Annotated in this window: 4 protein-coding genes and 1 pseudogene; all 5 read right to left on the reverse strand. The window is 56.3% G+C overall.

Features of this window, described 5'->3' with window-relative positions; translation table 11 throughout:
* Window positions 1-126: 126 nt before the first annotated feature.
* Entirely contained in the window at window positions 127-1,566 is a 1,440-nt protein-coding gene (locus tag ABC395_RS14230; RefSeq protein ID WP_413004013.1) for an AcpB/EbpR/MafR family transcriptional regulator, read from the reverse strand.
* A 234-nt stretch (window positions 1,567-1,800) separates the two neighbouring features.
* Window positions 1,801-3,534 (reverse strand): ABC transporter ATP-binding protein, encoded by a 1,734-nt coding sequence (locus tag ABC395_RS14235; RefSeq protein ID WP_413004015.1) that lies wholly within the window; start codon window positions 3,532-3,534, stop codon window positions 1,801-1,803.
* Window positions 3,531-5,317 (reverse strand): annotated as a pseudogene (locus tag ABC395_RS14240) (ABC transporter ATP-binding protein). The gene ABC395_RS14235 and the pseudogene ABC395_RS14240 overlap by 4 nt, the downstream one beginning before the upstream one ends.
* A 31-nt stretch (window positions 5,318-5,348) precedes the next feature.
* Window positions 5,349-8,600: a non-ribosomal peptide synthetase gene (locus ABC395_RS14245; RefSeq protein WP_413004017.1), complete on the reverse strand. Its 3,252-nt coding sequence runs from the start codon at window positions 8,598-8,600 to the stop codon at window positions 5,349-5,351.
* 105 nt (window positions 8,601-8,705) lie between these two features.
* Window positions 8,706-23,687, reverse strand: a complete 14,982-nt coding sequence (locus ABC395_RS14250; RefSeq protein WP_413004018.1) for an amino acid adenylation domain-containing protein — start codon at window positions 23,685-23,687, stop codon at window positions 8,706-8,708.
* Window positions 23,688-23,689: the final 2 nt, after the last annotated feature.

Genomic DNA, 23,689 nt, shown 5'->3' on the forward strand with positions numbered 1-23,689 from the left:
TGTTTCCTCCTCGATTGTCGTGGATCGGCGGTTCGCAACCGCTTTCAACCACAGCATAAAAGAATCCGCGGACGGAAACTAGACACTTATAAGCCGTTGAATACGGAATAATCCGGACCAAGCGTTTTACTCGAGCAGCTCTTTGCGGATATTTTCCAGATCCCTTTTCGTCGGTATGGCCGAAATGATCACGGCGGGCACGGTTTTCAGCGCAACGGGCATTGTACTTATAATAAAATCGATCTCCCGCTCTCGTACGGTTTCATCGCTGAGTTCATGCAGGATGGAAGTTTCGATCGTCAACTCGTCGCCGATTTCTCTTTTGATCCGGTTGGCCACATAATGACGGACGGAAAATTCTTCGCCGATAATGAGAAAAGCTTTTTTGCTTTTATACCGGACATTGGAGCTGACGATAAAACCGAGCTTGACGAGATGGTACGAACTGACCGATACGGCGGGGTATTCACGGCTCCACCGGTGTATACACTCGGCTACCCCTTCGTAAATAAGCGGCTCTTCCTGGCGCATATAGGCGATCAGCCGGCTTTTCGATACCGCCATCAGTTCGGGAACGGCATTATCGATCATCAGCTTCTCGAAAAATTCGCATAGTTCCATTACAAAACGCCGGCCGGCAGCCAACGAAGGGAAGGTTTCCTTAAGCAAGGGTAAAAGTTTGTTGATCATCCGGTATTTGGGCTCCTCGTTCCTATGGAGAGCCTCTTCCTGCTCCAGAGCCATTTCCCTTTCGTTCCGGTAATGATATTGACTCAAGCCGAATAACGACTGCAGGAAATAAATCTCTTCCCGGGCCATGTCCAGACCGTATGCTTGTCCAAGCTTTCCGGCTAGACAGCGGACGGATTCATGAAATATGCCGTTTTCCCAGTCGTAAAGCTCCCTACTTACCGAAACGGAATGCCCCTGCCGGATTCTTTCCAGCGTGACGGCTATCAGGAAAATCAGACTCCGTTTGGAATTCAGAAAATAAACGATCCCTTGTTCCTCTTCAAGTTCCGTTATCCAGTCGTGGATTTGCCGATAATCAACCTCCGGAAACGGCCAGCCTGTATAAGGGTGTGAATCGGAAAACAATTTCCAGTAAAAATACCGGATGTGTATTTCATTTCCTTTTAGCGCCGGAGAAGAATAAGCGAGCCGCAGGCACGACGGCTTCAGATCTTCCCGATTCAGTTGAATAATGAATTTTTTAAACGACGAAGCGCTCATATAAAGCAGCTCCGCAAGCTCCTCCGCGGAAGCCTGACCGCCGTAGACGAACAGCCTGTGCATAAGACGGTAATAAGAGGTTTGCCTGAACTGCTCCACAAGGACTTCCCGGATAGTCGGTCCGTGACGTTCGCGGCGGAAGAAGATGCCCTTGCCTCTGGAAACTTCGATACTCATTGTCTCCGGCATAAGCGCCGTAATCTCCTCCACCAGTCTGCGGACGGACTTGTCCGATATGCCAAGCTCCCTTTCGGCCTCCCCGAAAGTAAACCACCGCTCTTCGGAATCCAGCAGCTCGATGAGCGCCTTCATCATTTTAAAATCCTTGTTCATTCCATCACCTTCCACACCCGGTATCGCCCGACTTTCGTATCCTCATTATACCTGTATAAAGCGGATTATCCATCCTTCCAACCCGGTTCGGATCGCTGAATTCATAAAAACGCTCTATCAGCAGTTGTTCCCTTCCGCACGCAAAATAACCGCAGCCCGGTTAACCGGACTGCGGTTAGGATGTTATTCCCTGCGCGGACACAATGACACAACTTTGTGCCGGATCAGGTTCTATCAGCCGTACAGCCTTGCGTAATGGCCGCCTTTTGCCAGCAAGTCCCGGTGTGTTCCCCGCTCCACAACCGTGCCCTGATTCATCACGGTAATGGAATCCGCCTTCTCCACCGTGCTCAGGCGGTGAGCGATCAGAATCGTCGTTCTGCCCTTCATCAGTTCGCCCAGCGCCTTCTGAACCCAGTGCTCCGACTCGTTGTCGAGTGCGGACGTGGCTTCGTCGAGAAGCAGAATCGGGGCGTTCTTCAGGATGGCCCTGGCAATGGCGATACGCTGCCTTTGCCCGCCCGACAAGGAGGCTCCCCGCTCCCCTGTCTGGGTTCCATACCCGCCCGGCAGTTCCTCGATAAAATGATGGGCATACGCGGCCTTAGCCGCCTTGATCACGTCGTCCGCCGTCGCCTGCGGGTTGCCGTAACGGATGTTCTCTTCGATCGTTCCGCTGAACAAAAACGGCTCCTGCGGTACATAAGCGATCTGCCCGCGAATTTCATCCAGCGTGTACGAGCCGAAGAGTTTGCCGTCGAGCAAAATCTCTCCGCTGTCCGCGGGATAAAAGCCGAGCAGCAGCTTGATCAAGGTGCTCTTGCCGCTCCCGCTCGCGCCCACAATCGCCGCGACCTGTCCCGGATACACTTTCATGGACATCCTGCACAGCACTTTTTTGTCCGCGCGATAGGAAAATTCCACGTCCCGGAACTCCACCATCGCCTCCGAGGATTTTCCGGGATCGGGCAATCCAAGCCTTTCCGGCTCTTCTTCCTCCGCTAAAATTTCCTCAATCCGATGCGCGCCGGCCAGCGAATTTTGCGCCATAGAAAGCACCGTTCCGAAGTTCATAATGGCATGGGTCAGGTTGATCTGGAGAACGGCAAGCGCCGCAACGCTTCCCATCCCGATAAGCCCGTAAGCGTACAGCAGACTTCCGATGACGATAATGCCGCAGAACGTGACATAGCTGACAAAATGGTTGACGGCGGCCTGCAGCCCGTTCTTCCTCGCGGTTTGCTCGGCAAGCCGGGTCACTTCTTCGTTCAAGCTCCGGTACTGGGAATAAACCGGCCGGATATGAAACAATTTCACAAGCTGAATGCCGCCGATAAAGTCTTTAAACTTTTCGGTCATCCGTGCCAGTGTTTGCAGCGACTTATCGGACAGAACACGGATCTGCCGGGCAAACCGGGCACTGATCGAGAAAGAAACAAGCAGAACGAGCAGCGAAACGGAGGCGAATCTCCAGTCGATCAGCACCATCGAAATGATGGAACCCACACTGAACACCACTTGCAGCAAAAGCATGAAATAAATGCTGGTAAAGGTAAGTTCCACCGCGGCTACGTCGTTATTTACCCGCGACAGCAGGTCGCCGTGATGCGTCTGTTCCAGATATTTCGGCCGGAGACGGCAAAATTTCCGGTACAGACGCTCACGCACGTCCACAATCGTAAATTCGACGCTGCGATGATACAAATACGTAAACCAAGGCGAAATGACATTTTCGAGCAGCAGAGCCCCTGCAAGAATATAGAAAGCACGATACATCAGAGCCGAATCGCGGTAATCGGCAAAGTTGACCAGGTTCTGGACAACCAGGCTGAAAGAAACGAGAAACAGCGTCTGATTGACTGCCGTAATACCGAGACCTGTGTAGTACTGAATTTTGCGTCTGCGGTTCATGAATCTCATTAAGTATAAAAGTTCTTTCACCTGCGAGATTAATCCGCCGCTCTTCATGTGTAAACGACCTCCTTGCTTTCCGCAAGACCGGTAAACTCCTGGAGGAACGATTGGGCGTACAGCCCTTTCTTCTCCAAAAGCTGCGCATGGGTACCCGCTTCAACGAGCCTCCCCTGCTCCATAACCCATATCTCGTCCGCATTCTGAACGGTAGACAGCCGATGGGCGATAACGATTGTCGTTCTTTCTCTCATCAGAACGCCCAACGCTTCCTGCACGGCGCTTTCGGATTCGGGATCCAGAGCGGATGTAGGCTCATCGAGCAGCAGAATGGGAGCATCCTTGAGAAGCGCCCGGGCAATGGCGATCCGCTGACGCTGGCCGCCCGATAGAAAGCCGCCCCGTTCCCCGACATAGGTCTGATACCCGTCGGGCAGACTCATTATGAACGTGTGCGCTTGCGCCGATTTTGCAGCCGCGATCACCTCGTCCATAGACGCGTTTTCCCGTCCGTACGCGATGTTGTCGGCTACGGTGCCGCTGAACAAGTACGACTCCTGGGTCACCACGGAAAAATGGGAACGCAGCTGTTCCGGGTTGCTGCCGTTTACCTGCTGGCCGAAAACGCGAATGTCCCCCTGCCCGTCTTCCAGCGGATAAAAGCCGCACAGCAGCTTGAAAACCGTGCTCTTGCCCCCGCCGCTAGCGCCTACCAGGGCAATCGTCTTTCTTTCCGGCACCGTAAAGCTCAAATTTTGCAGAATGGGAGAACCGCCGTCATAGGAAAAAGATACGTCCCGGAACTCGACCGGAGCTGAGGCGGTTTTCGTGATCGCATGCCCCTGCTGATTTTCGGCAGGCTGTTCCAAAATATCGGAAACCCGTTTCAAAGCGCCGGACATCTCGAACGTGCGCGTAATAAGCTCCGGAATATGATCGAGCGGCTCCAGGCACAGATTAAGCAGGTAAAGAAACGCGATAAGTTCTCCGGTGCCGAGTCTCCCCTTTGGAAATCAGATAACTTCCGTAGCTGACGGCAAAAATGATGGGGCTGATCATCAGCGTCGACAAGAGGGGGTTGACCCACGCTTCCCTTTTCTTTACGGCCAGTTTTTTCTGAGCCGTCAGCAGAAGAAGAGACTGATAGGAACGGAACAGCAGCCCCGACAATAAGTAACTTTTCACCACCGGCATGCCGCCAAGCGTATCCTGGAGGTTCATGTTCATCCGTCCCATATTCGCCTGGGCTTCTTCCGTCAGTTGCTGAAGCTGCTTGCCGATCCAGTGAGACACAAGCAGGGATACGGGAAAAAGCAGCAGGCTGTACATCATCAGCTCCCATTGAATCCAGATCAGATAGGTGAAACAGCCCACAAACAGCAGCGGATGATAAAACCATTGGGCCAAATCCCGGCTCATAAATTGCTGTATAAGCTGCAGATCGCTGCTGATCCGGGACAGAATATCGCCGGAATGCTGCTTTTCCACATAATGGATAGGCAATTTGCCGATATGGTTCATCACATGGTTGCGGATATCTCTTACAGCCGATGCGCTGCTTCGCTCAACCCCATAGATCATCAAGTATTTCGCGGGTACTCCGATCAGAATGAGGAAAAAAACGGTATAAACGATTTCGATGACAACCGGCCCCGCTCCGTTCTCCGCCTGGGATGTCAGACTGTTCGATCAAGCTGCCCGTCCACACTTCGATAACGGCTGCCGCAACCGCAGATACGGTGCCTGCGATCATCCAGCCTCTGTGACGGTTTACAAACGTTAATAACCAGCGGAACGCTTTCCATGCAGCGTATACGCGCTTGCTTTTTTGTGCCGCCATTGGGTCCCCCTTCCCGGCGATGGATCGGCCGTCAGCTTCCATGGAGCACCTTCGGCGATGCGCCGTTCCGCTGAGCGGCTTCCTCCAGAATCCGGAGGATGACTTTGGCCGTTCCGTCCAGGCATTCCGGTTCAAGCAGCTTCTCGTGTGCGCCGGGGAGTTTGTATTCCGCATAGGTTCCCGCAGCCGCCCCGCGCCAGGATGGCAGGCCGTGCTCCAGACGGAAGACGTCGCTGTCTTCGGCGATCAGCTCATGGATATTTCCCTCAACCGCTCCCCTGTTTATGAGCTGCGCTTCGTACATCAAAGTTGCCCGCACTTTGCTGCTGACACGCTCGCGGATAACGGGGTTCTCCATCAGCTCTTTTTCCGTTTCCGACAAATCCTCCAGTATTTCCTGCCATTCACTGTCGGTTGTCTCGAGAGGTGTCAGCGTTTCCTTGATCCAGGAGTCTACCATGATCAAGTCCGAGACGCGAAAGCCTCTCTTCTCCATCCTCTGAGCGACTTCGAACATCAAATTCCCGCCGAAGCAGTAGCCGAGCAGCACGTAAGGAGATTCCTCCTGCAGGCGCACGATTTCGTCGATATAGTCGTCCAGCATCGCTTCGTAGTTTTCCGAACCTTCGATAAAATCGGTCCCGTACAGAACGAAACGGTCGTCCAGCAGGTTTGCGAGTTCCCGGTACCCGATAGCGAATCCGCTTCCCGGAGGAAAGCAAAATACGTTCATGGCTCCGCTCTTATTGAGCTTGATAAACGACTGCCCCTTAATCTCCAGGCCCGTTTCACCGCTTCCGAGTGCCATCGCTTCCACCGTAAGATTCTTGAACTGCTGATTCAGCGGAACTTCGATGCCGGTTTCGTCATAAATCGTTTGTATCAGCCGCATAAGACTTAAGGAACTGCCTCCGAGATCGAAAAAGTTATCCTTCACGCTGATTCTGCGAAGACCGAGCACATCCTTCCAGATCTGGGCGATCTTCACCTCCAAAAGCGTTCGGGGTGCGGTATATTCGGCTGATTGCTCCACGGCTTCTTCCGGGGCGGGCAAAGCTTTCCGGTCGATTTTGCCGTTCGGCGTCAGAGGCATCCGGACCAGTTGCACGAAATGCGCCGGAATCATGTAGCCCGGAAGCTCCTTAGCCAGCGCTTCCTTGAGTCCGGCGGCCGTCAGCTTGGACTGCGCCACGAAGTAAGCGCACAATTGCTGCCCGTCCGCCTCCTCCCGGGCGATGACGATCGTTTCCTGTACGGACGGAATCTTGAGGAGCTGCTCCTCGATTTCGCCCGTTTCGATCCGGTAGCCGCGGACTTTCACCTGATGATCGATGCGGCCCCGGTATTCGATGTTTCCGTCCGGCAGCCACCGGGCCAGGTCGCCGGTCCGGTACATCCGCTCCCCCGGTGAAAAAGGATGATCGACGAACTTCTCGGCCGTCAGCTCGGGACGGTTCAAATATCCCCGCGCCAATCCATCGCCCGCAATGCACAGCTCTCCCTCGACTCCAATAGGAACCAGTTGACGATGTTCGTCCAGGATGTAAATGCGATGGTTCTGAATCGGCCGGCCGATCGGGATCGGCTTCAGCCCGTTGTCCCCTTTGCCTGCCGTCCAAACGGAAGTGACGATCGAAGCCTCCGTCGGACCGTAAGCGTTAAAATACCGTACTTTGTCTTTCCACTGCTGAACGAATTCGGCCGATACGGCCGAGCCTCCGGTGATCAGCTTTTGAAGCCCGGGCATATGTTCCGGGTCCAAATAGGCCGCGTAGGTCGGCGGCAGGATGGCCGCCGTAATTCCGTTTTCGTGCATATAGCGCTGGAACGACCGGTTATCCAGAATGGTCTCGGCTGTGGGGATGTAGAGAGCGGCCCCGAAAAACAGCGCCTTGTACACTTCCCAGCAAGACGCGTCGAACGACAGGCTCGCGAACTGGACGATTCTGTCCGTGCCGGTGATGCCCAGCGTGTCCCGGAACATGTTCTTCAGGCTGACCAGGCCGTGGTGCTCCACCATCACGCCCTTCGGTTTCCCCGTCGTTCCGGACGTGTAGATCACATAGGCCAGATGATCCGGACCGCTAACCGGCTCCAGATTCGTTCCGTCGTCACTGTAGGAACTCTCGTCGTCGAGCGTCAAGACGGTTCCTTCGAACGGAACCCGGTCCAGCAGCCGCCGCTGAGTCAGCAGCAGCTTCGCTCCCGAATCTTCCAGCAGATAGCGGATGCGCTCCTCGGGATACTCGGGATCGATCGGCACATACGCCCCGCCGGCTTTCAATACAGCCAAAATGCCGACCGCCAGTTCCAGCGAACGTCCGGACATCAAGCCGACGAGCTGATCCGGCTGCACTCCGGCCGCACGCAGCGTCCGCGCCAGACGATTCGCCCGTTCGTTAAGCTCCCGATAAGTAAGATGTTCCTGCTCGAAAACGACGGCTGTCGCATCCGGAACCCGGGCAGCCTGTTCCTCGATCAATCCATGAATCGTCTGGTCCCGGTCATAGTCCGTTTCCGTGTCGTTAAACTCAGCAAGAAGCCGTTGTTTCTCGGAAGGAGTAAGCATATCCGCTTTGCCCAATTCAAGATCCGGTTGAAACAACAGGACGGAAAAAAGCTGCACGAGATGCCCGGCGGCCTTTTCAATAAAATCGGTATCATACCTCCGGCCGTTAAAACTTACGTCCATCCGGATGGAATCTCCGCTTAAATCAAATTCAAAAACGGTATCCGCGGCGGCTTTTCCTTGAACATCCGCCTTATGGATTTTTTTGTAGGTAACAATCGTATTCAGGACGGGAATTCCTTCAAGTGTGGTCTCAATGTTCAGGGCTTCCGTCATTTTCCTGAAAGGAAACTGCTGATTTTCCAGCGCTTCGCCGATAGCCGGCTTCACTTGGCCAAGCAGGGATTTGAACGTGCTTTCGCGGTTTATGTACGTTTTAATCAGAAGAAAATCGTGGATCGCCGGCTCTTCCCCGTTTCCCGTATCGGCAGGAATCCCGACGAGCACATTTTCCCGTCTCGCATAAATGTGGAGCAGGCAGTTTACCCCCGCCAGTACGATCATAAAAACAGCCAGATCCGAGCCGTTGGCGAGCCGGAGGATTCTTGCGGACAATTCCGGCGGCAGCGTAAGGCTGACAACGTCCGGTTTCTCTTCGGAACTCGGGCGGTCCACAGTCTTGGAAGGCGGATTGTACGGAAGAAAGGTCAAGCTGTCTTCGGCATTGAATTTTTGTTTCCAATACGCTTCTTCCTTTTCAAACAACGATTTCATGCGTACCTCCCCTAAAATAAGATCGCCCATACCCGGAGTGCGCGCCCCTTTTTACCGGACACACACTCTTCAGGCATGAACACCTAGCGGCTGTCAGGGCATTGTCTAAAAGGCAAATTCAATCGCTTCTACCGAACTCTTCGTGCCGGCGGAAGGCTTGAGGCAGTGAATCTCGCTTAACCGGCTTTCCGGATTTTCGCAAATCTGGGACAGGACATGCAGGTAATCCCGGACCATCGTCCGGATTCTTCCCTCTTGGAACAATTTCGTCCCGTAAAAGAAACCTCCGCTGAGCGTTCCGTTCTCTTCGGACATGAACAAGGTCAGATCGAACTTCGCTTCTTCCAAATCGTCCAGCTCATACGGCTTTAGACGAAGTGTCCCCAGCTCGGCGTCGTGCTCTTCGATATTTTGCATATCGAACACCGTGTCGAACAGCGGGTTCCGACCCGTATCCCGTTTCACATTCAAGCGCTCCACAAGCTCCTCGAACGGATAATCCTGATGCTCGAAAGCTCCCAATGCCGTCTCTTTCACTTCTTCCAGGAAGGAAAGGAAGGTTTTATCTCCGGCAGGCCGGTTGCGGATCGCCAGCGTGTTGACGAACATGCCGATAACCGGCTCCAGATCCGCATCCGTTCTGCCCGCGACGGGGGTTCCGACAATCACATCTTCTTGTCCGCTGTATTTGGACAGCAGTACGCTGTAGGCGGATAAAAGAATCATAAACAAGGTGGTTCCCGATCGGGCCGCCAGTTTACTCAGCTCTGCCGAGAGATCCTCACCGACTTCAAATTCCAGATGAGCGCCCTCATAGCTGCGTACCGCCGGACGATCGTAATCGGCCGGGAGTTCGGCATCAGGCAGCTCGCCGGCCAGAGCTTGCAGCCAGTACGCTTCCTGCCGCCGTGTGCGCTCCCTGTATGTTTCGCTCTGCTGCCACACCGCGTAATCCTTGTATTGAATACGCAGCGGAGGAAGCGTTTCTCCCGCGTAGAGCCTGGAGAATTCGTCCACCAATATCGACATGGACACACCGTCGGAGACCATATGGTGCATATCGAACAGTAGAAGGTGCAGCTCCGGCTCCAGCTCGATCAGGCCCGCGCGAAGCAGAGGCGGCGTCTTCAAGTCAAACGCGCGGACGAAGCGGCGGACAACCTGTTCCGCTTCTTCTTTGGCAGATTTACTCCGCTCGACCGCAAATTCCACATGAGCATACACCCGCTGAACCGGTTCGCCGTGAACCATTTCAAACCCGGTACGCAGCGTCTCATGCCTTGCGATCAAGGTCCGGAAAGCTTCCTCTATCCGGCCGATATCCACCGGCCCTTCCAGCTGCAGCATCTCCGGCATGTTGTAAAGCTCATCCGCTCCTTCCAGCGTGTGCTGGATAAAGAGCCGTTTTTGCGCCGACGACATCGGATAGTACTCCCGATCTTCGGCAACAGGGATGGAAACGTGCTCCTGCCGTTCCATCCGGGCGATGGCTTCGGCCATTTCTTCAACCGTCGAATGCCGGAAAACATCGCGCAGCGGCAGGTCCACGTTCAGCTCTTTGTGCACTTTGCCGACGAGCGTGGTCGCCCGCAGGGAATGCCCGCCGAGGTCGAAGAAATTATCGCGGATGCCGATTTCCTTCTGAAGACCAAGCACGTCCTGCCAGATGGCGGCCAGCTTTGCTTCCAGCGGCGTGCGCGGCGCGATATACTCTGCGCCTCCGTCTGCGCCGGCTTCCGGCGCCGGCAGTGCCTTCCGGTCCACTTTCCCGTTCGGGGTCAGCGGAATCCGCTCCAGCCGGATGAAATACGACGGGATCATGTAACCCGGAAGCTCCTGCGCCAGCGCGCTGCGCAGACTGCTCGCGGCAAGCTCGCCTTCGGCCGTGTAGTACGCGCACAGCGCTTTCTGGCCGCCGCCGTCTTCGCGCACGAGCACGACCGCTTCGCGGACGCCGTCCGCCTGGAGCAGCTGCGACTCGACCTCGCCCGTTTCGATCCGGTAGCCCCGGATTTTCGCCTGGTGGTCGATCCGCCCGATAAAGTCGACGTTCCCGTCGGCCGTCCAGCGGGCCAAATCGCCCGTGCGGTACAGACGTTCGCCGTGGACGAACGGGCTGTCCACAAACTTCTCTTCCGTCAGATCCGGACGGTTGAGGTAGCCCCTTGCCACGCCTGGACCGCCGATGCACAGCTCGCCCAGGACACCGACCGGCACCGGGTTCAGATGCGCGTCCACGATGTAGAACCTTGCGTTCAGCCACGCTTTGCCGATCGGCACGCTGCCTGTTTCGGGCAGCTTCGCCAGCGGCTCGTCGTAGAAGCTGGAATCGATCGCCGCTTCCGTGACGCCGTAGCTGTTGATGATGCGGAACTGCGAGCCGAAACGCTCCTGCAGCACGCGGTAGTCCCCGACGCTGCAACTGTCGGAGCTCGTAATAAGCAGCTCCATCGAGCTCATATCCAGCTCATGCTGCGCGACATGCTCCATAAACGGCACGATGAGCGCCGGCGTCGATTCGAACACGGTAATCTGCTTCTCCCGTATCCAGCCGTGCAGGCGGGCCGGGTCGATCCGATCGTCTTTCGGCACGATGACCATGGTGCCGCCGTTGTACAGCGTCCGCGCGATATCCCCGACGAATACGTCGAAGGAGAAGCTCGCGAGCTGAAGCAGGCGGACCGGGAATTGGTCCAGCCGGTATTCCCGGCGGTAAGCCGCCGCCGTGTTCACGAGGCTGCCGTGCTCGATCATGACGCCTTTCGGCCGTCCCGTCGTGCCGGACGTGTAGATCACGTAAGCGAGATCGTGCGGCTGGGTTTCGGCAGAATCGCTGACCGATGAGCCTGACGCGGACATGCTGCCGGAGGCTGTGCTGTCATTCGTGCGGTCTAATGCAGTGCCAGCTTCTTGGCCGGCATATATTCCGGCACGCTCTGCGGTGTCACCCGCAGTGTCGACGGTCAAGCTGTCATCAGCCTCGCTGTCGTTGGTCGCACTGTCGTCAGTCCTGCCGCCGTTGGTCGCACTGCCGTTAACCTTGCTTCCGACAGCCGCATTTTCGCCGTCCCCAACGTACGACTTCTCGTCGTCCAGGCAGAGGATCGAACGCAGCGCCGTCTCTTCCGCCTCCAGCCAAGCCTCGGCGCCTTCTCTAAGTGCCGTCTGCGTCAGCAGTATCGTCGCCCCGCTGTCTTCGAGCATAAAACGGATGCGGTCGGCCGGATAATCCGGATCCAGCGGCACGTACGCGCCGCCCGCTTTCCATACGGCGATCACGCCGACGAGCAGTTCCACTGAACGTTCGGCGAGAATGCCGACGATCGACTCTCTGCCGACGCCGTCCGCACGCAGCGCTGCCGCCAGCCGGTTCGCTTTTTCGTTAAGCTCCCGGTAGGTCAGCTGCTTGTCATCGTAGACAACGGCCGCCGCATCGGGCGTGCGCAAAGCCTGCTCCTCGAACAGCAGGTGGAACGTCTGCACTTGCGGCAGCTCGGACATCGCCGGGTTGAACGCTTCGAACAGCTGCTCTTTTTCGGAAGAGGTCAGCAGGTCCAGCTCGGCGATTTTCGCTTCCGGTTTTTCCACGATGGCACCGAGAAGCTGCTCGTAATGCTTGGCCATCCGTTCTACCGTTTCTTTCGTATATAAAGCGGTCGAATATTCAAAGCTGTAATCCAGGCCGCCGTTTTCCTCCACTACATCCAGGCTTATATCGAATTTCGCCATGGAACTGTCGCTTGGATACGAAGTCAGACGGAGACCCTCGAGTTCAAAGTCTTTGTTATCCGTGTTTTGCAGTGTGAACATGGTGTCGAAAAGCGGATTGCGGCTTAAATCCCGAGCAACCTGCACCTTTTCCACCAGCTCCTCGAACGGGTAGTTCTGGTGCTCGTACGCACCGAGGGTCGTTTCCTTGATCTCCTTCAAGTAGGAGAGGAACGTTTTGTCTGCGGCCGGATAACTGCGAATCGCCAGCGTATTGATAAACATGCCGATCAGCGGTTCCACATCGCCGTGGTTCCGGCCCGCAATCGGTGTGCCGACAATCACGTCTTCTTGTCCGGTATATTTATGCAGCATAACGGTATAAGCGGCAAGAAGCACCATATAGAGCGTTGTTCCGGTTTTCGCCGCAAGCTGTTTCAAAGCATCGCTCTTCGGAGCGTCCAGGAAATACTCGAGCGTCTGCCCCTCGTAGCTCTGGACGGCGGGACGCGCATAATCCGTTGGCAGTTCCAGCACGGGCAGCTCTCCGCGGAAAACATTAAGCCAGTAAGCTTCCTGGCGCAGCAGCTGCTCTTTCTGCCCCTCGGACTGCTGCCAGACAGCGTAATCCTTGTACTGAATGCGCAGAGGTTCCAATTCTTCACCGCTGTAAAGCCGGACGAATTCCTCCACCAGCACGTCCATCGAAACCCCGTCGGACACGATATGATGCATATCGAACATCAGGATATGCCGCTCAGTCCCAAGCTTGATCAAACCTACGCGGAGCAGAGGCGGTTTTGCAAGATCGAACGGACGGACAAAATTGTGCACCACTTCGGCCGCTTTTTCCTCATTCGCCGAAATATGTTCCACGGAAAACTCAACAGCTTCATAGATCCGCTGTACCGCTTCCCCGTTCGCCATTTGGAAACCCGTGCGCAGCGTTTCGTGCCGCTCAACCAGTCTGCGGAACGCTTCCTCAAACCGCTTTTGGTCCAGTGCTCCTTCGAGCATCAGCGCCCCCGGCATGTTATAGCTCAGTTCCGCTCCTTCAAGCTGGTTGAGGATGTACAGCCTTTTTTGCGCCGAGGATTGCGGATAATAGTCCCGTTTGTCGGCAAGCGGGATGGAAACGTGCTCCTGCCGTTCCATCCGGGCGATGGCTTCGGCCATTTCTTCAACCGTCGAATGCCGGAAAACATCGCGCAGCGGCAGGTCCACGTTCAGCTCTTTGTGGATTTTGCCGACGAGCGTGGTCGCCCGCAGGGAATGCCCGCCGAGGTCGAAGAAGTTATCGCGGATGCCGATTTCCTTCTGAAGCCCGAGCACGTCCTGCCAGATGGCGGCCAGCTTTGCTTCCAGCGGCGTGCGCGGCGCGATATACTCCGCGCCTCCGTCTGCGCCTGCTTCCGGCGCGGGCAGTGCCTTCCGGTCCACTTTCCCGTTCGGGGTCAGCGGAATCCGCTCCAGCCGGATGAAATACGACGGGATCATATAGCCCGGAAGCTCTTGCGCCAGTGCGCTGCGCAGACTGCTCGCGGCAGGCTCCCCTTCGGCCGTGTAGTACGCGCACAGCGCTTTCTGGCCGCCGCCGTCTTCGCGCACGAGCACGACCGCTTCGCGGACGCCGTCCGCCTGGAGCAGCTGCGACTCGACCTCGCCCGTTTCGATCCGGTAGCCCCGGATTTTCGCCTGGTGGTCGATCCGCCCGATAAAGTCGACGTTCCCGTCCGCCGTCCAGCGAGCCAAATCTCCCGTGCGGTACAGTCGTTCACCGTGGACGAACGGGCTGTCCACGAACTTCTCTTCCGTCAGATCCGGACGGTTGAGATAGCCTCGTGCCACGCCCGGACCGCCGATGCACAGCTCGCCCAGGACACCGACCGGCACCGGGTTCAAATGCGCGTCCACGATGTAGAACCTTGCGTTCAACCACGCTTTGCCGATCGGCACGCTGCCTGTCTCCGGCAGCTTCGCCAGCGGCTCGTCGTAGAAGCTCGAATCGATCGCCGCTTCCGTGACGCCGTAGCTGTTGATGATGCGGAACTGCGAGCCGAAGCGCTCCTGCAGCATGCGGTAGTCCCCGACGCTGCAGCTGTCGGAGCTCGTAATAAGCAGTTCCATCGAGCTCATATCGAGCTCATGCTGCGCGACATGCTCCATAAACGGCACGATAAGCGCCGGTGTCGATTCGAACACGGTAATCCGCTTCTCGCGGATCCAGCCGTGCAGGCGGGCCGGGTCGATCCGGTCGTCTTTCGGCACGATGACCATGGTGCCGCCGTTGTACAGCGTCCGCGCGATATCCCCGACGAACACGTCGAAGGAGAAGCTCGCGAGCTGAAGCAGGCGGACCGGGAATTGGTCCAGCCGGTATTCCCGGCGGTAAGCCGCCGCCGTGTTCACGAGGCTGCCGTGCTCGATCATGACGCCTTTCGGTCGTCCCGTCGTACCGGACGTGTAGATCACGTAAGCGAGATCGTTCGGCTGGGTTTCGGTCGGGACGCTATCCAGCGCGCCTGGTTTGGTGCTCTCATCCTTGCCGCCGACAGCCGCATTTTCGCCGTCCCCAACGTACGACTTCTCGTCGTCCAGGCAGAGGATCAAACGCAGCGCCGTCTCTTCCGCTTCCAGCCATGCTTCAGCGCCCTCTCTCAAAGCACTCTGCGTCAGCAGAACCGTCGCCCCGCTGTCTTCGAGCATAAAACGGATGCGGTCGGCCGGATAATCCGGATCCAGCGGCACGTATGCGCCGCCCGCTTTCCATACGGCGATTACGCCGACGAGCAGTTCAACCGAACGCTCGGCGAGAATGCCGACGATCGACTCTCTGCCGACGCCGTCTTCCCGCAGCCTTGCCGCCAGCATGTTCGCTTTTTCGTTAAGCTCCCGGTAGGACAGCTCGCTGTTTTCATAGACAACGGCAGCCACATCGGGCGTGCGCAAAGCCTGCTTCTCGAACAGCCGGTGGAACGTCTGCACCTGCGGCAGTTCGGACAGCGCCGGATTGAACGCTTCGAACAACTGCTCTTTTTCGGAAGAGGTCAGCAGGTCCAGCTCGGCGATTTTCGCTTCCGGTTTTTCCACGATGGCACCGAGAAGCTGCTCGTAATGTCTCGCCATCCGTTCGGCCGTTTCTTTTTTATACAGGGAGGTCGCATACTCCAGGCTGCATTCGAGACGCCCGCTTTCTTCCACGATATCCAGACTAAGGTCGAATTTGGCCATGCCGTATTCGCTCGGATAGGAAGTGAGCTTAAGACCGTCCAGCTCAAATTCTTTATTCTCCAGGTTTTGCAGGGAGAACATCGTATCGAAAATCGGATTGCGGCTTAAATCACGAGCCGTTCCGACCTTTTCAACCAGTTCCTCGAACGGATAATTCTGGTGCTCGTATGCACCGAGAGTCGTTTCTTTGACCTCCTGCAAGTAGGACAAAAACGTTTTGCCGGCAGCCGGGTAACTGCGGATTGCCAGCGTATTGACGAACATTCCGATCAGCGGCTGCACGTCACCGTGAGTCCTTCCGGCAATCGAAGTTCCGACGACCAGATCTTCCTGTGACGTATATTTATGCAAAAGTACCGTATACGCGGCAAGCAGAACCATATACAGGGTCGAGCCGCTTTCCGCCGCAAGACGTTTCAAAGCGTCGCTCTTCTGTCCGTCCACAATAAACTCGAGCGTCTGTCCCTCATAGCTTTGGACGGCAGGACGGGCAAAATCCGTCGGCAGCTCCAGCACGGGCAGCTCGCCCCGGAACACATCGAGCCAGTAAGCTTCCTGCCGCTTCAACTGCTCTTTCTGCGCCTCCGATTGCTGCCATACCGCATAGTCCTTGTATTGAATGTGCAGGGGCTCCAGCTCTTCGCCGCTGTACAGCCGGACGAATTCTTCCACCAGCACATCCATGGAAACACCGTCGGATACGATATGATGCATATCGAACATCAGGATGTGACGGTTGGCGGCAAGTTCGACCAAGCCTACACGCAGCAATGGCGGCTCCGCCAGATCGAAAGGCCGGATGAACTGCCGTACGGCCTCGTCCGCGTCTTCTCCGACTACCCGGATATGCTCCACCGAAAAGTCGACACGGTCGTATACCCGCTGCACGGCTTCACCGTTTACGACTTCAAAACCGGTACGAAGCGTCTCATGACGCGCGATCAGACCTCTGAATGCCTCTTGGAAACGAGTCCGGTCAAGCTCTCCTTCCAGAAGCAAAGCTCCCGGCATGTTATAGCTTTGGTCGGCTCCTTCGAGCTGTTGAAGGATGAACAGCCTTTTTTGCGCGGAAGACAGCGGATAAGTATCGGCTTCCTCCGCCTTCGGGATCGAAGAGAACGACAGCTGTGCCAGACTGGCGATCGCTTGAGCCATTTCTTCTATTGTCGAGTAAACAAAAACATCTTTCAGAGGAAAATCGACGTGAAGCTCTTTGCGTATGCGGCTGACAAGGGTTGTCGCACGCAGGGAATGTCCTCCGAGTTCGAAGAAGTTATCCTTCACGCCAACTTTGCCGAGCCCCAAAACGTTCTGCCAAATGGCGGCCAGATCCGCTTCCAGCGGAGTCCTCGGCGCGGTATGCTCCGTTCCCTCCTGCAGGCTGAGTTCCGGAGCCGGGAGCGCTCTGCGGTCCACCTTGCCGTTCGTCGTTAACGGCATTTCATCCAGCTGGACGAAGTAAGAAGGAATCATATACCCCGGAAGCTCCCGGGATAAGGCGCTTCTTAACCGGCTTGCCTGCAGCTGTCCGTCCGCCGTGAAATAAGCGCAAAGCTGCTTGTCTCCGCTCGCGGTTTCACGGGCCACGACCGTCGCTTTCCGGATCGAATCCACCTTCAGGAGCTGAGCCTCCACCTCACCAAGCTCGATACGGAAGCCGCGGATTTTCACCTGGTCGTCCATCCGGCCCACATACTCAATCGTTCCGTCCGGAAGCCATCTCGCCACATCCCCGGTCCGGTACATGCGTTCGCCGGGAACGAACGGGTTGTCCACGAATTTCTCCGCCGTCAATTCAGGCCGGTTCAAGTATCCCCGGACCAAGCCTTCGCCGGCCACGCAAAGCTCCCCGGCTACACCGATCGGCTGCAGATTATTGCGGGCATCCACAATATAAGCCGTCGTATTGCTGATCGGACGACCGATCGGAACATTTACGGCATCCTCGGCCACTTCGTTCACCACATAGTACGTAGCGTACACCGTGCTCTCCGAAGGGCCGTACAGATGAATAATTTTGCCAGGACCCAGATGAGCGAGCGCTTTGCGCACATGACCGACAGAAACACGCTCTCCGCCGAACAGAATGGCCCGCATATGCCGCAGGCAGTCCACATTTACATCCACGAGGACGTTGAAAAAAGCTGTCGTAATGAGTGAAACCGTAATCCGCTGTTTTTCGATCAATTCGGCCAGCTGCCCGATTTCCAGCATGATTTCTCTCGGAATGAGAACGAGGGCGGCCCCGTTGACCAAAGCGCCGAAAATGTCGGAAATCGACCCGTCAAAAGAATAGCTGGACAACTGGAGAACCCGGTCCTGCTCCGTAATCTCGACATAGTTCGTGTTCCGTGCGATCCGGATAATATTGCGGTGGGACACCAGGTTTCCTTTCGGCTTTCCGGTCGTTCCCGAGGTATAGATCACACAAGCCAGATCGGTCGATTCGCTGATCCGTTCCAGCTCAGACCCGTCAGGGTGGTAAGATTCTTCGTCATCCAGTACGATCACGACGCTCCGGACGGGAATCCGTTCCTGCAGATGACGCTGCGTCAGCATAACCTTGGCGCCCGAATCTTCGATCAGGTACCGGATACGTTCTTCCGGGTACTCGGGGTCGATCGGTACATAAGCGCCGCCGGCTTTCAGCACGGCCATAATGCCGACAATCATCTCGACGGAACGTTCGACAATAATGCCTACGAGGCAGTCCCGGCCGATTCCTTCGCCCCGGAGCGTACGTGCCAGGCGGTTCGCCCGCTCGTTCAGTTCACGGTACGTAAGTTCCTTTTGCTCAAACACGACCGCCGCCGCATCCGGTATTCTCTCCGCATGTTCCTCAAACAGTTGATGAAGCGTTTTATCCCGCGGGAATTCCGTCGTTGTGTCGTTGAACGCTTCGATGATTTGTAACTTTTCAGCGTCCGTCGCGAGCTCCAGGTCGCCCACTTTGATTCGGGGATCATTCACAATTTGTTCGAGCACGTGCAGAAGTTGTCCCCGCAAACGCTCGATGTCCGCTTTCGCGAATACACCCGCATTGTAATCAAAGCGTATTTCAATGGCTTCTCCCGGCACGACCGTCATATTAAAGTCGTAATTCGTCTGTTCCGCCATCTCGACATCCGTTATAGCCAGACCTCCGGTTTGGCCGCCGCCCGCCTGCTGCATCTGCTCGTCCATCGGATAATTTTCAAACGCGATAATATGGTGGATGAGATCCTGCTTCTGGGAACTCCGGGCCTGGATTTCATACAGCGGGTAATAATCGTAACGGCCGGATTCCAGCGCCTGCTCCTGCACCTTAATCATTACGTCGGCAAAAGAAGTGTCCGGCTCGCTCGTTACCCGCACCGGCACTGTATTGATGAAAAGACCGATCATTTCCTCGATTCCCGGAATCTCGGCCGGTCTTCCCGAGACGACGCTGCCGAACACCGCATCGCCCGTCCCGTTAATCTTTTGTAAAACGACGCCCCATGCCGATTGCAGCAAAGTATTAAGCGTTACCTGATGCTGCTTGGCCGCCCGCTCCATCCGTTCGCTCAAGCTTTTGCCCAGCTCGCAAACGACATGCTCCGGAAGGAAGGGGCCGCTTTTCGCATCGGCTTTTTTCGGAAGCACCGTCTGTCCTTCGTACCCTGACAGATAGCCGGACCAATAGCGGGAAGCACTTTCTTCATCCTGTTTATCCAGCCAGTCGATATATTGAATGTAGTCCGCCGAAGCGATGCGTTTGGGCTTCTCATTCCGGACAAAGGCCGAATAAGTTTCGAACAATTCCTGCGTAAGCTGCGGCAGGCACCAGCCGTCCATCAAAATATGCTGGAAGCTGAGCAGTACGTGGTAGCGCTGTTCCTCCAGCCGGAGAACCGTGACGCGCAAAAGCGCATCCCGCTCCAGATCGAAGCCGCGCCGCCTGTCTTCTTCCGCTTTTTGGTCGGTTTGGACGGTACGCTCTGCCGGTTCCAGATGACGCAGATCGACATATTCAAAACCGACGGGTTTTTCCCGGTACACGATTTGCATAGGTTCCGCGCCCGCGCCGCCGTAAAAATTGGTCCGGAGCACGACATGCCTCGCGGCTAATTCGGTCCAGCTTCCGGAGAAAACGTCGACATCCAGCTCGCCCAGCAGCGTAAATCGCGCTTGCTCGAAATAGGCGCCTGTCTGCGGGTCCATCGCGCTGTGGAACCACATGCCCTTTTGCATAGGCGTAAGGGAGTAGATATTTTCGATCTCGCCGACAGACGCCGTATCTTCCGCGATCCGCTCCATGTCGGTGACTGTCAGACCCTTGAACTGTACGTCGCTCGGGGTCAGTTCCGTCCGCTCTTTGGCCGCGCAGTGGGCGATGATTTCCCGAAGGCTCTGCTCCAGCAGCCCTGCCAGTTTTTCAATCGTCGCTTTGTTAAACTGTTTCCGGCTGTAGTTCAGGTCAAGCGACAGCTTGCCGTCCAGAACCATGCCGTTTATGTCCAGTACGAAGCTTCGAGCCTGCCGGTCGCTTGCCGGACTGCCGCTCGGATACGGCGACAGACCCATCTCGTTATTTTGCAGATCGTCGTCGAATTGGCCTAAATAGTTAAAGTTGATTTCGGGTTCGGCTCCCCATGCCAATCCGTCTTCCTGCTCCGAAAGATAACGGCATATCCCGTATCCGATCCCTTTGTTCGGAATCCGGCGCAGATTTTCCTTGACGGCTTTGATTTGAGTGGATAAGTCTTTGCCGCTCTCCGGCTCCAGCACGACGGGAAACTTGCTCGTAAACCAGCCGATCGTACGCGTAATATCGATATCCGTACCGATGAATTCGCGCCCGTGACCTTCCAGATTCAAAAGGAGCCGGTCATGGCCGCTCCATTCCTGCACGGCTGTTCCCAGCGCGGTGATCAGGATGTCGTTCATTTCCGTGTTATAGGCCCGGTGTACCTTTTTCAGCAGCAGTTCCGTTTCTTCGGAAGACAAGACGGCAAAAAGCGATTCGCTGTCCCGCTGCAGGGAATCCTCCGCATCCGAATCCTTCGGCAGCGGCGGAACCGGCGTGCGCTCCACCTCCTGCCAGTAAGCCTTTTCGGCGTCCATGTCGGGGCTTTGCGCATAGGCCGCGAGCTGTCTGGACCAGGAAAGATAAGAATCGGTTTTCGCGGGGAAACGGATTTCCTCGCCCTTGCGCGCCTGTTCGTATCCGAGTGCGATATCTTCCATCAAGATCCGCCACGATACCCCGTCCACGACGGCATGGTGAACCGCGATTAGCAGATGGTCGCCGTCCGTGCAGCGGAACAAGCCCGCTTTTACGAGAGGCCCGTTTTCCAATCCGATCGCGCTCTGGATTTCGTTTGCCTTCGCTTCTACCGCGGCTCCGGGGTTCACCTCGCCCTTGAAATCGGAGATTTCCAGGCTGTACATCTCACCTTCCCCGATTCCGCGGTTCCAGGCCGTGCAGCCGTGCTCGGTTTTGCGGAACGCCATCCGCAGCGCATCGTGATGCTCCATTAACTTCTGCAGCACCTTGTGGAGAGAAGCCTCGTCGAAGCCGTCTTTCCGGTGCAGCAGGACGGACTGGTTAAAGTGATGCGCATCGGCGAATTCGCGTTCGAAAAACCACTGCTGGATGGGAGTCAGCACGGCTTGTCCGGTCACTTCTCCCTGATCGACCGTCCGGGCGACGGGCTTCACATGCAGGCTGAGCTGAGCGATCGTCGGGTATTTGAACAAGTCGCGAATCTCCAGCTTGTACCCGGCCTGGTGCAGGCGGGACGAAACCTGGATCGACTTGATGGAGTCTCCTCCAAGCTCGAAGAAGTGATCCGTAACCCCGACGCGGCTTGTATTCAGCACGGCTTTCCACACGTCGGCAAGCGCCTGCTCCGCTTCGGTACGGGGCGCGACATACTCGCCTCCACCGAGCGCGTTCCCTTGCGGATCCGGCAGCGCCTTCCGGTCGATTTTCCCGTTCGGCGTCAGCGGCATCTTGGGCAGCTGCACGAAATGCGCCGGAATCATGTAACCCGGCAAGTTTTGCGCCAGTGCTGTCCGGAGCTCGCCGATCGTCAGCGATTGATCTCCCACGACGTAGGCGCACAGCTGCAGTCCGCTTTCTTCTTCGCGCGCGATGACAATCGTTTCCTGTACGGACGGGATTTTCAGAAGCTGTTCCTCGATCTCGCCGGTCTCGATCCGGTAGCCGCGGATTTTTACCTGATGGTCGATCCGGCCCATGTATTCGATGTTCCCGTCCGGCAGCCAGCGGGCGGAATCCCCGGTCCGGTACATCCGCTCGCCGGAGGCAAAAGGATGGTCGGTGAACTTCTCCGCCGTCAGCTCGGGGCGGTTCAAATATCCCCTCGCCAGTCCGACACCCGCTATGCACAGTTCACCCGCTACTCCTTCTGGCACAACCTGCCCATGCTTGTCCAAAATATAAATCTTGTGATTTTGGATGGGACGTCCGATGGGAACGGATTTCCAACCCGTATCATTCGCCTCGGCGGCCCAGACCGAAGTGACGATCGAAGCCTCAGTCGGACCGTAAGCGTTGAAATAACGCACTTTGCTTTTCCACTGGTGCACGAATTCCGCCGACACGGCCGAGCCGCCGGTGATCAGCTTTTGCAGTCCCGGCATATGATCGGGGTTTAAATAAGCGGCATACGTAGGCGGCAGGATTGCGGCTGTGATGCCGTTCTCGTCCATATAGCGCTCGAAAAGCCGGTAATCCAAAATCGTATCGGCTGTAGGAATGTAGAGCGCCGCTCCGAAAAACAGCGCTTTGTAGACTTCCCAGCATGACGCGTCGAAAGACAAGCTCGCGAACTGGACAACTCTGTCCGATCCGTTGATGCCCAGCGTGTCCTGAAACATGTGCTTCAGACTGACGAGCCCGTGGTGCTCCACCATGACGCCTTTCGGTTTCCCCGTCGTACCCGATGTGTAGATAACATAAGCCAGATGATTCGGGCCGCTAACCGGCTCCGGATTCGTATTATCCGCACTGTAGGAACTCTCGTCGTCAAGCGGCAGTACGGTCCCCTCGAACGGAACCCGGTCCAGCAGCCGCCGCTGAGTCAGCAGCAGCTTCGCACCCGAATCTTCCAACAGGTAGCGGATGCGCTCTTCGGGATACTCGGGATCGATCGGCACATACGCGCCTCCGGACTTCAAAACCGCCAATATGCCGACAACCATTTCCAGCGAGCGTCCGGCCATCAGACCGACGAGCTGATCCGGCTGCACACCCGCCGCACGCAGCGTCCGCGCCAGACGGTTCGCCCGCTCGTTGAGCTCCCGGTATGTGAGACGTTCCTGTTCGAAGACGACAGCTGTCGCATCCGGAACCCGGGCCGCCTGCTCCTCGATCAGCGCGTGGATCGTTTTATCTGCCGCATAGTCCGTTTCCGTCTCGTTAAAAGCGTGAACAAGCCGATACTCCTCCTCCGGAGACAGCATGGCCGCTTCAGCCGTTTCCCCATCCAGGTTGTTTAATCCGACAGCAAGCAGACGGTCCAGATGACCGATAACCCTGGTCATAAAGTCCGCGTGATACAGATTTTCGTTATACGACATCTGAAGATGTATCGAGCCTTCTTGGAGACGGAACCTGAACAGGCAGTCCCAGACTACGCTCCCGCCTGCATCGGTGCCGTGCAGCTCATCCAATGAAACGAGTGTATTGACGACCGGGACCCCGTCCGCATACTGAAGCTCAAGCTTTTCCGTCATTTTCAGAAAAGGAATCTGCTGATGCCGGATAGCTTCGGGGAGAGAAACCTTCAATTCGTTCAAAACCGATTTGAAGGTGACCCCGCTGCCGAACATATTTTTCAGAATGACTGTATGGTTAATCGGCCGACGCGTCTCTTGAGGTTTCTTCACGACCGGCATACCGACAAGAACAGCGGAATCACCTGTATATTTGTGCAGCAAGACTTGAACTCCCGCAAGCAAGATCATATAAGCGGCCAGAGGCGCACCCTTGCTCATTTGAATGACCCGTTGCGCCGCCTCGCCGGACAATGTTCCGGATACGGACCGGACGCTTGAAGCCGCATGGCTTGGAGCTTTGCTGTAAGGCAGCAGGGTAAGCGAATCATCTTCACCTGTGAATTTATCGTTCCAATAAAGGATTTCTTTTTCGAAAGCCACCT

This window comes from Paenibacillus canaveralius (genome assembly GCF_047238265.1).
GTDB lineage: Bacteria > Bacillota > Bacilli > Paenibacillales > NBRC-103111 > Paenibacillus_F.